Raw genomic sequence first — 14,328 nt, 5'->3', positions numbered from 1 at the left:
GAAGGGGCAGCAGAGCAATGCAGCAACTCAATCCTTCCGAAATAAGTGAAATCATCAAGGGCCGCATCGATAACCTCGATGTAGCCTCTCAAGCCCGCAACGAAGGTACCGTCGTCAGCGTTTCGGACGGTATCGTGCGGATTCACGGTCTGGCCGACGTTATGTACGGCGAAATGATCGAGTTTCCGGGTGGCGTGTACGGCATGGCCCTGAACCTGGAGCAAGACTCCGTAGGTGCAGTGGTCCTGGGTGCCTATGACACCCTCGCCGAAGGCATGAGCGCCAAGTGCACCGGCCGCATCCTCGAAGTTCCGGTTGGTAAGGAACTGCTGGGTCGCGTTGTCGACGCACTGGGCAACCCAATTGATGGCAAGGGCCCGCTGGGCAACACCGAGACCGATGCGGTCGAGAAAGTTGCTCCAGGCGTAATCTGGCGTAAGTCGGTAGACCAGCCTGTACAGACTGGCTACAAATCCGTCGACGCCATGATCCCTGTCGGCCGTGGCCAGCGTGAGCTGATCATCGGTGACCGTCAGATCGGTAAAACTGCAATGGCCATCGACGCCATCATCAACCAGAAAGACTCCGGTATTTTCTGTGTTTATGTTGCTGTCGGCCAGAAGCGTTCGACCGTTGCCAACATCGTTCGCAAGCTGGAAGAAAACGGCGCCCTGGCCAACACCATCGTGGTGGTTGCCAGTGCTTCGGAATCCGCCGCACTGCAGTTCCTGGCACCTTATGCCGGCTGCACCATGGGCGAGTTCTTCCGTGACCGCGGCGAAGACGCACTGATCGTCTACGATGACCTGTCCAAGCAGGCTGTTGCCTACCGTCAGATCTCCCTGTTGCTGCGCCGTCCACCAGGTCGCGAAGCATACCCAGGCGACGTGTTCTATCTCCACTCCCGTCTGCTGGAGCGTGCATCGCGCGTTTCCGAAGAGTACGTAGAGAAGTTCACCAACGGCGCAGTGACCGGCAAAACCGGCTCCCTGACCGCGCTGCCGATCATCGAAACCCAGGCTGGCGACGTTTCCGCGTTCGTTCCGACCAACGTGATCTCGATCACCGACGGTCAGATCTTCCTGGAATCGGCCATGTTCAACTCGGGCATCCGCCCTGCAGTGAACGCCGGTGTTTCGGTATCCCGCGTAGGTGGTGCCGCTCAGACCAAGATCATCAAGAAGCTCTCCGGTGGCATCCGTACCGCCCTGGCTCAGTACCGTGAATTGGCTGCATTCGCCCAGTTCGCATCTGACCTGGACGAAGCCACCCGCAAGCAGCTCGAGCACGGTCAACGTGTAACCGAGCTGATGAAGCAGAAGCAATACGCTCCAATGTCCATCGCGGACATGGCGCTGTCGCTGTATGCCGCTGAGCGTGGGTTCCTGACCGACGTTGAAATCGCCAAGGTTGGCAGCTTCGAACAAGCGCTGATCGCCTACTTCAACCGTGATCACGCCGATTTGATGGCCAAGATCAACGTGAAGGGTGACTTCAACGACGAAATCGATTCGGGCATCAAAGCCGGTATCGAGAAGTTCAAGGCCACCCAAACCTGGTAAGCCGCGGCGGGGGCTTCGGCCCCCGCTTGCTAACCTGATAGGTGATACATGGCAGGCGCAAAAGAGATTCGCAGTAAGATTGCGAGCATCAAAAGCACGCAAAAGATTACCAGCGCCATGGAAAAAGTGGCGGTCAGCAAAATGCGCAGGGCTCAAATGCGCATGGCTGCTAGCCGTCCCTATGCGGAGCGTATCCGCCAGGTGATCGGTCATCTGGCCAACGCCAACCCGGAATACCGCCACCCGTTCATGATCGAACGTGCCGTAAAGCGCGTCGGTTATATCGTGGTGAGCAGTGACCGTGGTCTGTGCGGTGGCTTGAATACCAACCTGTTCAAGGCCCTGGTCAAGGACATGAACGCCAATCGCGAGCAGGGTGTTGAAATCGACCTGTGCGTGATCGGTAGCAAGGGTGCGACTTTCTTCCGCATCTTTGGCGGCAACGTGGTAGCTGCAATCAGCCATCTGGGCGAAGAACCGTCGATCAATGATCTGATCGGTTCCGTCAAGGTCATGCTGGACGCCTACCTGGATGGCCGTATCGACCGCCTTTCGGTGGTATCGAACAAGTTCATCAATACCATGACGCAAAGTCCGACGGTCGAGCAGTTGGTACCGTTGGTGGCAACCCCGGATCAAGAACTCAAGCACCACTGGGACTACCTCTACGAACCCGATGCCAAAGAGCTGCTGGACGGCTTGATGGTGCGTTACGTGGAGTCGCAGGTCTACCAGGCGGTGGTCGAGAACAACGCGGCCGAACAGGCTGCCCGGATGATCGCCATGAAAAACGCCACAGACAACGCCGGTGACCTGATCAGCGACCTCCAGCTGATCTACAACAAGGCGCGTCAGGCTGCGATCACCCAGGAGATCTCGGAAATCGTCGGCGGCGCTGCCGCGGTTTAACGGTTCAAAAATTCAGAGGATCCAGCTATGAGTAGCGGACGTATCGTTCAGATCATCGGCGCCGTCATCGACGTGGAATTCCCACGTGACGGCGTACCGAGTGTTTACAACGCGCTGAAAGTTCAAGGCGCGGAAACCACCCTGGAAGTTCAGCAGCAGCTGGGCGACGGCGTGGTTCGTACTATTGCGATGGGCTCGACCGAAGGCTTGAAGCGCGGTCTGGCTGTAGTCGACAGCGGCGCTGCCATCTCTGTCCCGGTCGGTAAAGCGACCCTGGGCCGGATCATGGACGTGCTCGGCAACCCGATCGACGAAGCTGGCCCGATCGGCGAAGAAGAGCGTTGGGGTATTCACCGCGACGCACCTTCCTTCGCTGACCAGGCAGGCGGCAACGACCTGCTCGAAACCGGCATCAAGGTTATCGACCTGGTTTGCCCGTTCGCCAAGGGTGGTAAGGTTGGTCTGTTCGGTGGTGCCGGTGTCGGCAAGACCGTAAACATGATGGAACTGATCCGTAACATCGCCATCGAGCACAGCGGTTATTCCGTGTTCGCCGGTGTGGGTGAGCGTACTCGTGAGGGTAACGACTTCTACCACGAGATGAAGGACTCCAACGTTCTCGACAAAGTAGCCTTGGTCTACGGTCAGATGAACGAGCCACCAGGCAACCGTCTGCGCGTAGCGCTGACCGGCCTGACCATGGCCGAGAAGTTCCGTGACGAAGGTAACGACGTTCTGCTGTTCGTCGACAACATCTATCGTTACACCTTGGCCGGTACTGAAGTATCCGCACTGCTGGGCCGTATGCCTTCGGCAGTAGGTTACCAGCCGACCCTGGCTGAAGAGATGGGCGTACTGCAAGAGCGCATCACTTCGACCAAGGAAGGTTCGATCACCTCGATCCAGGCCGTATACGTGCCTGCGGACGACTTGACCGACCCGTCGCCAGCGACCACCTTCGCCCACTTGGACGCCACCGTCGTTCTGTCCCGTGACATCGCCTCCCTGGGTATCTACCCAGCGGTCGATCCACTCGACTCGACTTCGCGCCAGCTGGACCCGAACGTGATCGGCAACGAGCACTACGATACCGCTCGCGGCGTTCAGTACGTGCTGCAGCGCTACAAAGAGCTGAAGGACATCATTGCGATTCTGGGTATGGACGAACTGTCCGAAACAGACAAGCAGCTGGTATCCCGCGCTCGTAAGATTCAGCGCTTCTTGTCCCAGCCGTTCTTCGTGGCCGAAGTCTTCACCGGTTCTCCAGGCAAATACGTTTCCCTGAAAGACACCATCGCAGGCTTCAGCGGCATCCTCAAAGGTGACTACGACCACCTGCCAGAACAAGCGTTCTACATGGTCGGCAGCATCGAAGAAGCTGTTGAGAAAGCCAAGAAACTGTAATCCCGGTGCCCCGCAAGGGGCGCCAATCAGGTTGAGGCAAGCAGATGGCTATGACAGTCCATTGCGATATCGTCAGCGCAGAAGGAGAGATTTTCTCCGGTCTGGTCGAGATGGTAGTTGCGCACGGTAACCTGGGTGATCTTGGTATCGCTCCGGGCCACGCGCCGCTGATCACCAATCTCAAGCCAGGCCCGATCACGCTGACCAAGCAGGGTGGCACCCAAGAGGTGTTCTACATCTCTGGTGGTTTCCTCGAGGTCCAGCCGAACATGGTCAAGGTGCTTGCCGATACCGTGCAACGTGCTGGCGACCTGGACGAAGCTCAGGCCCAAGCAGCCCTCAAGGCTGCCGAGAACGCCCTGAACAGCAAAAGCGCTGATTTCGACTACGGCGCTGCTGCCGCGCGTCTGGCCGAGGCCGCAGCTCAGCTGCGTACCGTCCAGCAGATGCGCAAAGGGAAGTAATCGGCCCTGGCCGACGCTTCCGTTGCGATTGAGTAAAAGGGTAGCCTCGGCTACCCTTTTTCTTTTTCCGAAATTTCTCTTCGGTCACAGCGCTGACCGCCCCGGATTGGTAGCCAGTCAATGTCACTCGATATCGTTATTCTCGCCGCAGGCCAGGGCACCCGCATGCGTTCGGCACTGCCTAAAGTGCTGCACCCGGTAGCCGGCAACTCCATGCTCGGCCATGTTATCCACAGCGCGCGCCAGCTCAAGCCGCAAGGCATTCATGTAGTCATCGGCCACGGTGCCGAGATGGTTCGTGAACGCCTGGCAGCAGACGACCTCAACTTCGTCCTGCAAGACAAGCAACTGGGCACCGGCCATGCCGTCGCCCAGGCCATCCCGGCGCTGACCGCTGACACCGTGCTGGTGCTGTACGGCGATGTGCCGCTGATTGAAGTGGAAACCCTGCAGCGCCTGCTGGCCCAGGTCAGCCCACAGCAATTGGGCCTGCTAACCGTCAACCTGGAAGACCCGACCGGATATGGCCGCATCGTCCGCGATGCTCAGGGCCAGGTTGCCGCGATCGTCGAACACAAGGATGCCAGCGAGGCACAGAAGGCGATCACCGAGGGCAACACCGGAATCCTGGCCATGCCGGCTGCGCGCCTGAGCGACTGGATGAGCCGTTTGTCCAACAACAATGCCCAGGGCGAGTACTACCTCACCGACGTCATTGCCATGGCTGTGGCAGACGGCCTGGTGGTCGCTACCGAGCAGCCGCACGATGCCATGGAAGTGCAGGGCGCCAACGACCGCCGCCAGTTGTCCGAGCTCGAGCGTCATTACCAGCTGCGCGAAGGTCGCCGCCTGATGGCGCTGGGCGTGACCCTGCGTGATCCGGCCCGCTTCGATGTGCGCGGCGAGGTGACAGTCGGCCGGGATGTGCTGATCGACGTCAACGTGATTCTCGAAGGCAAGGTGGTGATCGAGGATGACGTGCAGATCGGCCCCAACTGTGTGATCAAGAACAGCACCTTGCGCAAGGGTGCTGTGGTCAAGGCCAACAGCCATATCGAAGGTGCGGTGCTGGGCGAGGGCAGCGATGCTGGCCCGTTTGCGCGCCTGCGCCCGGGCAGCGTGCTGGATGCCAAAGCGCATGTGGGTAACTTTGTTGAGCTGAAGAACGCTCATCTGGGCGAGGGTGCCAAAGTCGGTCACCTGACCTACCTGGGCGATGCTGAGGTCGGTGCACGCACCAATATTGGCGCCGGCACCATCACCTGCAACTACGATGGCGCCAACAAATTCAAGACAGTGCTGGGCGCGGACGTCTTTATCGGCTCGAACAACTCGCTGGTCGCGCCTGTGGATATCCTGGACGGCGCCACTACCGCGGCCGGTTCGACCATCAATCAAAACGTCGAGGCCGGTCAGCTGGCAGTCGCGCGTAGCCGTCAGCGCAATATCGACGGATGGAAGCGCCCTGTGAAAATCACCAAGAACTGATTTATCCACAGCCGTTAATCAGAAAGCCGACTTATGTGAGTAAGTCGGCTTTCTGATTTCAACAGGTGACAATCCGTTTCGAAAGTTACCCACAGGCGCAGGAACGCTTGACGAAGACACCGAGTTAGGTTTTGATTGGCCTACTTATCTTTCGAATCGAAACTTAACCTGTCATGTCGAAACGAAACACCCCCCAGCGCCGTCATAACATCCTTGCCCTGCTCAGCGAGCAAGGCGAGGTGAGTGTGGATAACCTGGCCAAGCGTTTCGAAACCTCCGAGGTGACCATCCGCAAGGATCTGGCTGCGCTCGAAAGCAATGGCCTGCTGCTGCGTCGCTATGGCGGCGCGGTACCGGTACCGCAGGAGCTGCTGGCCGAAGCTGTGCAACCCGTATCCCTGTACAAGCAGGCCATCGCTCGCGCCGCCGTGGAGCGGATCCGCGAGCACGCCCGGATCATCATCGACAGCGGCAGTACCACCGCCGCCATGATCCCTGAGCTGGGCCGCCAGCCCGGCCTGGTGGTGATGACCAACTCGCTCAACGTAGCCCGCGCCATCAGTGACCTTGAACACGAGCCGGTGCTGTTGATGACCGGAGGCACCTGGGACCCGCATTCGGAGTCGTTCCAGGGCCAGGTCGCCGAGCAGGTACTGCGCTCGTACGATTTCGACCAGTTGTTCATCGGCGCCGATGGCATCGACCTGCAGCGTGGCACCACCACCTTCAACGAGCTGCTCGGTTTGAGCCGCGTGATGGCCGAAGTTGCCCGCGAAGTGATCGTGATGGTCGAGTCGGACAAGGTCGGACGCAAGATCCCTAACCTGGAGCTGCCGTGGAGCAGCATCAGTACCCTTATTACAGACGAGCGCCTGCCCATGGCAGCGCGCGAAGCATTCAAAGCCCGCGGCATTAACCTGATCTGCGCCGCGATCAGCCAGGAGCAATAATATGTGTGGAATCGTTGGTGCCGTTGCTGAACGTAATATCACGACCATTCTGATCGAAGGCCTCAAGCGCCTCGAGTACCGTGGCTACGACAGCGCTGGCCTGGCTGTGCTGACCGAGAACGGCGCGCTGCAACGCCGCCGCCGCATCGGCAAGGTCAGCGAGCTGGATGCCGCCGTCGCCGCCGAGCCCCTTGCCGGCAAGCTGGGCATTGCCCACACCCGCTGGGCCACCCACGGCGCGCCGACCGAGCAGAATGCCCACCCGCATTTCTCCAGCGATGAACTGGCGGTGGTGCACAACGGCATCATCGAAAACCACGAAGAGCTGCGCGAAGAGCTCAAAAGCCTGGGTTACGTATTTGCCTCGCAGACCGACACCGAAGTCATCGTCCACCTGATTCATCACACCCTCAAAAGCACACCAGACCTGGCCGATGCCCTCAAGGCGGCGGTCAAGCGCCTGCATGGTGCCTACGGCCTGGCGCTGATCAGCATCAAGCAGCCGGACCGCCTGGTCGCCGCACGCAGCGGCAGCCCGCTGGTGATCGGCCTCGGCCACGGCGAAAACTTCCTCGCCTCCGACCAGTTGGCCCTGCGCCAGGTCACCGACCGCTTCATGTACCTGGAGGAGGGCGACATCGCCGAAATCCGCCGCGACCAGATCACCATCTGGGACCAGGCCGGCGCACAGGTGCAACGCGAAACCGTGCAGTACCACGAAGGCGCTGAAGCAGCCGACAAAGGCACTTATCGCCACTTCATGCTCAAGGAAATCCACGAGCAGCCAGCGGTGGTGCAGCGCACTCTCGAAGGCCGCCTGGGCGGTGACCATGTGCTGGTGCAAGCCTTCGGTCCACAAGCTGCCGAGCTGTTCGCCAAAGTACGCAATGTGCAGATCGTTGCCTGCGGCACCAGCTACCACGCCGGTATGGTCGCCCGTTACTGGCTGGAAAGCCTGGCCGGCATCCCTTGCCAGGTCGAAGTCGCCAGCGAGTTCCGCTACCGCAAGGTCGTAGTGCAGCCAGACACCCTGTTCGTGTCGATTTCCCAGTCGGGCGAAACTGCCGACACCTTGGCCGCCCTGCGCAACGCCAAGGAGCTCGGCTTCCTTGGCAGCCTGGCCATCTGCAACGTCGGCATCAGCTCGCTGGTGCGCGAGTCCGACCTGACCTTGCTGACCCTGGCTGGCCCGGAAATCGGCGTTGCCTCGACCAAGGCCTTCACCACCCAGCTGGTCTCGCTGATGCTGCTCACCCTGGCCCTCGGCCGCGTACGTGGCACCCTCGAAGCCGGTGTAGAAGCAGAGCTGGTCGAAGAGCTGCGCCGCCTGCCGACTCGCCTGGGCGAAGCGCTGGCGATGGACGGCGTGGTCGAGAAGATCGCCGAGCTGTTCGCCGACAAGCACCACACCCTGTTCCTCGGCCGCGGCGCGCAGTACCCGGTAGCCATGGAAGGTGCGCTCAAGCTCAAGGAAATCTCCTACATCCACGCTGAAGCCTACCCAGCTGGCGAGCTCAAGCACGGCCCGCTGGCGCTGGTAGACGCCGACATGCCGGTAGTCACCGTCGCGCCGAACAACGAACTGCTGGAGAAGCTCAAGTCTAACCTGCAGGAAGTCCGCGCCCGCGGTGGTGAGCTGGTGGTGTTTGCCGATGAGCACGCCGGCATGAGCAATGCAGAAGGCATTCACGTGATCAACGTGCCGCACATCGCCGACGCGCTGGCGCCGATTCTCTACACCATCCCGCTGCAGTTACTGTCGTACTACGTGGCGGTGTTGAAGGGGACTGATGTCGACCAGCCGCGGAACTTGGCTAAGTCGGTTACGGTGGAGTGATGTGAAGCTGGGAGGGCGGTTGGTTGGCCATGCAATATGGCTGACGCGAGATAAACGCCCTCCCGGATACACCACTCGGCCGCGATCCAGAGTAGATCTGTACGCCGCCAGCGGATAGTTAGTGGGAACACAACCGGGGCAACAAGGCTGCTCCGGTTGCGATTGGCTCGCAGCCTGATCCCTTGCCTTCATCGCTACAACCGCGGGCATGTTGCCGCCAACACCGATATCACCGCCATCCTCAGCCCCTAACTGTGATATGCCGGCTACTTGGCTTTCCCCAGCGCTCACTCATCTATTCGAAAATTCAGCAGTTGCTGCTTGAATGTGGAGAACGATCGTTCTACATTTAATCCATGGGCAGACCAACGATAGATCATCGAGACCAGATCCTCGCAACCGCCGAGAAACTCATTTACCAGAACGGTATTCATGCCACAGGCATGGATCTACTGGTGAAGACCTCTGGCGTGTCCCGCAAGGGCATCTACAACCATTTCGCTACCAAGGATGAGGTGGCCGCTGCGGCGCTGAGTGCGCGCGATGTGCGATGGATGCAATGGTTTAGAACAGAGTGCGACAAAGCGTCTACGCCGTATGACCGTGTGCTTACTATGTTCTCTGTTTTGAAGGGCTGGTTCGAATCCGAGGGTTTTTGTGGCTGTGCCTTCATCAATACAGCAGGCGAGGTTGGGAATCCCGATGATCCCATCCGCCAGCTCGCAAAGCTGCACAAGCAAAAGCTCCTGGACTACACGCTTGAACTGACCGAGCAATTGAACACCGAGCAACCGTTGGTGTTAGCCAGGCAGTTACTGGTGTTGATGGAAGGCGCAATCACCATGGCGCGAGTTATGGGTGATTATCACGCTGCTGATGATGCAAAGGACGTTGCGCGGATGTTGCTGAAAGAGTTCACGCCCTAACGCTTGAGCTGCAGAGAAACAACTCAAACTTATCTATCCTGCTCGACTGGAGTCACGACCATGTCCAATGCCCAAACTCGTCCGCCACTTCCTCCTTTCACTCGCGAAACAGCGATTGAAAAAGTTCGACTGGCTGAAGACGGTTGGAACAGCCGGGATGCCGAGAAAGTCTCGCTCGCCTACACGCTGGATACCAAATGGCGTAACCGTGTTGAATTTGCCGCCAATCGCGAAGAAGCCAAAGGCTTTCTCACCCGCAAGTGGAAAAAAGAACTCGATTATCGCCTGATCAAGGAGCTCTGGGCCTTTACCGATAATCGCATCGCCGTTCGCTACGCGTATGAGTGGCATGATGACTCAGGTAACTGGTTCCGCTCCTACGGTAACGAGAACTGGGAGTTCGAATCGGATGGCCTGATGCATCGTCGTTTCGCCAGCATTAACGACATGCCTATCAAGGAAAGCGAGCGCAAGTTCCACTGGCCACTGGGCCGCCGCCCGGATGATCACCCAGGCCTGACCGAGCTTGGCCTGTAAAGCATCTAAACTTCCCGGCGTTGCAGCCGGAATTCCTTCGGCGTCAGCCCGGTAGCCCGCTTGAAGAAGCGCGAAAAGTAAGCCTGTTCGGCAAAGCCCAGACTGTCGGCCACCTGGCCGATGGTCATTGAGGTGTAGACCAGGTTGCGCTTGGCCTCGAGGATTACCCGCTGGTTGACCAGTTGCAGCGCAGACTGGCCGGCAAGTTGCCGACACAGCGCATTGAGGTGGGCAGTGCTGACGCCGATCTGCCGGGCGTAGTCATCAATCTGCTGGTGTTCACGGAAGTGCTTTTCTATCAGCTGCGCCAGATGATCAAGGTGCTGCATCCCGCGCTCACGGGGTTTCGCGATGTGCTGAGCACGCTCGCGAGCACGCCGTGAGATCCATACCAGCAGGGCACACAGCAGCGACTGCAACATCAAGTCGCGCTCCGGTCGGCGCAATACGTATTCCTCGGTCAACTGGGCGAACAACTGCTCCAGGTAGGCTCGGTCTTCGCCAGCCAGGTAGCAGTGTGCCTCAGCCATTGGCTTGCCTTCGAGCAGCGGCGCAAAGCGGTCGAGTACCGGCTTGGCCAGGCTGATCACATAGCCTTGGATGTCCTCGGAAAAGCGAAACCCGTGAATGCTCATCACCGGAACGATCTGTAAGGCACCACCGCTCACTTGCTGTTCGACATCTTCGACCAGGACTCGGGCCTGCCCAGCCTGCACGTAGAGCAATTGCGCCAGATCGCCGTGGCGGTGGGTCTTGATTTCCCAGTCATGCAGACGACTGCGCTCAGGAATCGACTCGCAGTGGATCAGATCTGGCGTCGGCCAGGACGTCTCGCCGTAGAGCTTGAACACCGGGATACCATTCACGTTCGCCATTGCCGATATCCGCAGATCCTCGAAAAGTCCTAAAAATAAAGCAGAAAGTGCCTTCTTATGGAACCTCTATCTGCGAAAAATACAGAACGACTAATCGTAACCCTGAGCCCCGGCTCATGAGGATAAGAACAATGAAGACTCAAATTGCCATTATCGGGGCGGGTCCGTCTGGACTGCTGCTCGGCCAACTGCTGCAAAACGCCGGTATCGACAACGTGATCATCGAGCGCCAGAGCCCTGACTATGTCCTCGGCCGGATCCGCGCCGGCGTGCTTGAGCAAGGTATGGTTGATCTGCTGCGCGAGGCGGGTGTTTGTGCACGGATGGATCAGGAAGGGCTGGTGCACGATGGTTTCGAGCTGGCCTTCAACGGTCGTGTCGAGCACATCAACCTGCGCGAACTGACTGGCGGCAAGACCGTGATGATCTATGGCCAGACCGAGGTCACCCGCGATCTCATGCAGGCTCGCCGGCACAGTGGTGCGCCTACCTACTACGACGCCAGCGATGTGCAACTGCACGAGTTGAAGGGCGACAAGCCTTACGTCACGTTCATCCAGGACGGTAACCAGGTGCGCATCGACTGCGACCTGATCGCCGGCTGCGATGGCTATCACGGCGTTTCCCGCAAATCGATCCCGGACGGCGTGCTCAAGGAATTTGAGCGGGTGTATCCGTTCGGTTGGCTGGGCGTTCTGGCCGATACGCCGCCGGTCAACGAAGAACTGATATACGCCAGCCACGAGCGCGGCTTTGCCCTGTGCAGCATGCGCTCGCCCACGCGCACTCGTTACTACGTGCAGGTCGCCAGCGATGAAAAGGTCGAGGACTGGTCGGATCAGCGCTTCTGGGACGAACTCAAGAGCCGTTTGCCCGAAGCCGTTGCCGCCAAGCTGATTACCGGCCCCTCCATCGAGAAAAGCATCGCGCCGCTGCGCAGCTTCGTGGTCGAGCCAATGCAGTATGGCCACCTGTTCCTGGTCGGGGATGCCGCCCACATCGTCCCGCCTACCGGCGCCAAGGGCTTGAACCTGGCCGCCAGCGACGTCAGCACCCTTTACCGAATCCTGCTCAAGTACTACCACGAAGGCCGCCAGGACCTGCTCGAGCGTTACTCGCAGATCTGCCTGCGCCGAGTCTGGAAGGCCGAACGCTTCTCTTGGTGGATGACCTCGGTGTTGCATCAATTCCCCGGCACCGACGCCTTCAGCCAACGCATGCAGCAGACCGAACTGGAATACTTCGTGAGCTCGGAAGCCGGGCGTAAAACGATTGCGGAGAACTATGTTGGCTTGCCGTACGAGGCGGTGGAGTGAATGATGGGCGCCACTCCTATACCCTCGGCAATCCAGCCAGCCATTGCAGCGGAACCCTGACATGCACGGGATGACCCCAGAAGTATTAGCCGATCTTGCTCCCGAAGGAACGCTGCGAGTTGCGATCAACTACGGCAATCCGGTCCTCGCCCAGCAGGGCGCTGATGGCACACCCTTGGGCGTGTCCGTTGCCTTGGCCAAAGCGCTGGCCGCTGAACTCGGTGTCGAATTGCAGATAACCGGCTTCGACGCCGCCGGCAAGGTGTTTGCGGCGTTGGACCAAGACCTGTGGCGTGTCGCGTTCCTGGCGATCGAGCCGGTGCGGGCCGCTCAGATCGATTTCACCGAGCCCTATGTGCTCATCGAAGGTACTTATCTAGTCAAGCGTGATTCAGCCTGGCAGCACGTGGACGAGCTCGATCAGGCTCAAACCCGTATCGCTGTGAGCAAGGGCGCGGCCTATGATCTGTATCTGTCCCGTACCCTGCAGCATGCGCAGTTGGAGCGTGCAGACACGTCCCCTGCCGCCGTGGATCTGTTCATCGCCAATGGGCTGGATGCCGCGGCAGGGGTGCGTCAGCCGCTGGAGCAGTTTGCCTTGGGTAACCCTGAGTACCGGGTAATGGACGGCGCGTTTACCGCTATTCGCCAGGCCATGGCAGTGCCACGCGGCAGGGATGCCGGCGCTGCATACGTTCGCGGGTTCATCGAGCGATGCCTGGCGCAAGGCTTTGTTCGTGGGGCGTTGTTGGCGAGCGGTCAGGCCGACGTCAGCGCGCCTCGCTGACCCTGGCCGACCAGCGTCAGCTCCCTGGCTGAGTAGCTGTACTACCCTGTTGCGAAGACGTCCGAACTTCACACGGGGGACTCTTCATGCAAGCGCAACTTCCACCCGCACTGCAGCAGCTGCATTTACCCTTGCGTCTCAAGCTTTGGGATGGCAATCAGTTCGATCTGGGGCCTAGCCCTCAGGTCACCATCCTGATCAAGGAACCGCAACTGATCAGCCAGCTCAGCCACCCCAGCATGGGTGAGCTGGGCACTGCGTTCGTTGAAGGCAAGCTGGAGTTGGAAGGCGACATCGGCGAGGCGATCCGGGTCTGCGATGAGCTCAGCGATGCCTTGCTGGTGGGGCAGCAGGACACCGCACCGGTACGCTCCGCGCACGACAAGCACACCGATGCGCAGGCCATCTCCTACCACTACGATGTGTCTAATGAGTTCTACCAGCTGTGGCTGGACCAGGACATGGCCTACTCGTGCGCCTACTTCAAGGAGCCGGACAACACCCTCGATCAGGCCCAGCAAGACAAGTTCGACCACCTGTGTCGCAAGCTACGCCTGCAGCAGGACGACTACCTGCTGGACGTCGGCTGTGGCTGGGGCGGGCTGGCGCGCTTCGCTGCGCGTGAGTATGGCGCCAAGGTGTTCGGCATCACCTTGAGCAAGGAGCAGCTCAGGCTGGCGCGCCAGCGGGTCAAGGAGGAGGGGCTGACCAAGCGGGTCGATCTGCAGATCCTCGACTATCGCGATCTGCCGCAGGACGGACGCTTCGACAAGGTGGTCAGTGTCGGTATGTTCGAGCATGTCGGCCATGCCAACCTCGACCTGTATTGCCAGACGTTGTTCGGCGCCGTGCGTGAGGGTGGGGTGGTGATGAATCATGGCATCACGGCGCGGCATGTGGATGGCCGACCGGTGGGCAGAGGGGCGGGCGCGTTCATCGACCGTTACGTGTTCCCCAATGGCGAGCTGCCGCACCTGTCAATGATCAGTAGCAGCATCTGCACCGCCGGGCTCGAGGTGGTGGATGTCGAGAGCCTGCGCTTGCATTACGCGAGGACGCTGCATCAGTGGAGTGAAAACCTCGAGCACCAGCTGCACCGGGCAGCGGCGATAGTGCCGGCCAAGACTCTGCGTATCTGGCGGCTATATCTGGCGGGGTGTGCCTATGCCTTCAGCAAGGGCTGGATCAACCTGCACCAGATCCTCGCGGTCAAACCCTATGCCGATGGCCACCACGATCTGCCATGGACGCGCGAAGATCTGTATCGCTGAGC

General features: G+C 59.7%; 13 protein-coding genes. 12 read left to right on the top strand and 1 reads right to left on the bottom strand.

The window, feature by feature from the left end; all coding sequences use genetic code 11:
• Positions 1 to 17: 17 nt before the first annotated feature.
• The 9 genes from atpA (at position 18) to M2396_RS11845 (ending at position 10,077) form a co-directional block, all read left to right on the top strand.
• On the top strand, positions 18 to 1,562 hold the full coding sequence (gene atpA / locus M2396_RS11885; RefSeq protein ID WP_101322796.1) for a F0F1 ATP synthase subunit alpha: 1,545 nt from the start codon (positions 18 to 20) through the stop codon (positions 1,560 to 1,562).
• 48 nt (positions 1,563 to 1,610) lie between these two features.
• Positions 1,611 to 2,471, top strand: coding sequence for a F0F1 ATP synthase subunit gamma (gene atpG / locus M2396_RS11880; protein ID WP_101322797.1), 861 nt, complete (start codon positions 1,611 to 1,613; stop codon positions 2,469 to 2,471).
• Between the two features lie 27 nt (positions 2,472 to 2,498).
• Entirely contained in the window at positions 2,499 to 3,875 is a 1,377-nt protein-coding gene (gene atpD, locus M2396_RS11875; RefSeq protein ID WP_101322798.1) for a F0F1 ATP synthase subunit beta, read from the top strand.
• Positions 3,876 to 3,919: 44 nt separating this feature from the next.
• A complete protein-coding gene (locus tag M2396_RS11870; RefSeq protein WP_101322799.1) occupies positions 3,920 to 4,339 on the top strand; it encodes a F0F1 ATP synthase subunit epsilon in 420 nt (139 codons plus the stop codon).
• 120 nt (positions 4,340 to 4,459) lie between these two features.
• The gene (gene glmU / locus M2396_RS11865) at positions 4,460 to 5,827 is read left to right on the top strand and encodes a bifunctional UDP-N-acetylglucosamine diphosphorylase/glucosamine-1-phosphate N-acetyltransferase GlmU (RefSeq protein ID WP_101322800.1); all 1,368 of its coding nucleotides are present in this window, start codon (positions 4,460 to 4,462) and stop codon (positions 5,825 to 5,827) included.
• A 173-nt stretch (positions 5,828 to 6,000) separates the two neighbouring features.
• Positions 6,001 to 6,777, top strand: a complete 777-nt coding sequence (locus M2396_RS11860; protein WP_101322801.1) for a DeoR/GlpR family DNA-binding transcription regulator — start codon at positions 6,001 to 6,003, stop codon at positions 6,775 to 6,777.
• A 1-nt stretch (position 6,778) separates the two neighbouring features.
• Positions 6,779 to 8,614, top strand: a complete 1,836-nt coding sequence (gene glmS / locus M2396_RS11855; RefSeq protein WP_181088479.1) for a glutamine--fructose-6-phosphate transaminase (isomerizing) — start codon at positions 6,779 to 6,781, stop codon at positions 8,612 to 8,614.
• A gap of 356 nt (positions 8,615 to 8,970) precedes the next feature.
• Positions 8,971 to 9,540, top strand: a complete 570-nt coding sequence (locus M2396_RS11850) for a TetR/AcrR family transcriptional regulator (RefSeq protein WP_188036925.1) — start codon at positions 8,971 to 8,973, stop codon at positions 9,538 to 9,540.
• Between the two features lie 60 nt (positions 9,541 to 9,600).
• The gene (locus M2396_RS11845) at positions 9,601 to 10,077 is read left to right on the top strand and encodes a nuclear transport factor 2 family protein (protein ID WP_150570327.1); all 477 of its coding nucleotides are present in this window, start codon (positions 9,601 to 9,603) and stop codon (positions 10,075 to 10,077) included.
• A gap of 5 nt (positions 10,078 to 10,082) precedes the next feature.
• Here the strand turns inward: M2396_RS11845 and M2396_RS11840 are convergent, their stop codons facing one another.
• Positions 10,083 to 10,952 carry a helix-turn-helix domain-containing protein gene (locus M2396_RS11840; protein ID WP_101322805.1) on the bottom strand — a complete coding sequence of 290 codons (870 nt, stop codon included), beginning with the start codon at positions 10,950 to 10,952 and terminating at the stop codon, positions 10,083 to 10,085.
• 131 nt (positions 10,953 to 11,083) lie between these two features.
• Between M2396_RS11840 and pobA the strand changes: the two genes are divergently transcribed.
• From pobA to cfaB, 3 genes are all read left to right on the top strand, one after another.
• Entirely contained in the window at positions 11,084 to 12,268 is a 1,185-nt protein-coding gene (pobA, locus tag M2396_RS11835; RefSeq protein ID WP_188036926.1) for a 4-hydroxybenzoate 3-monooxygenase, read from the top strand.
• 61 nt (positions 12,269 to 12,329) lie between these two features.
• On the top strand, positions 12,330 to 13,055 hold the full coding sequence (locus tag M2396_RS11830) for a transporter substrate-binding domain-containing protein (protein ID WP_150570330.1): 726 nt from the start codon (positions 12,330 to 12,332) through the stop codon (positions 13,053 to 13,055).
• Positions 13,056 to 13,141: 86 nt separating this feature from the next.
• Positions 13,142 to 14,326 (top strand): C17 cyclopropane fatty acid synthase CfaB, encoded by a 1,185-nt coding sequence (gene cfaB, locus M2396_RS11825; RefSeq protein WP_188036927.1) that lies wholly within the window; start codon positions 13,142 to 13,144, stop codon positions 14,324 to 14,326.
• Positions 14,327 to 14,328: the final 2 nt, after the last annotated feature.

The organism is Pseudomonas sp. BIGb0278 (assembly GCF_024809895.1).
Lineage (GTDB): Bacteria > Pseudomonadota > Gammaproteobacteria > Pseudomonadales > Pseudomonadaceae > Aquipseudomonas > Aquipseudomonas shirazensis.
Note: the sequence above shows the minus strand (reverse complement) of the source record. Positions and strands in the feature narration are given on the sequence as shown.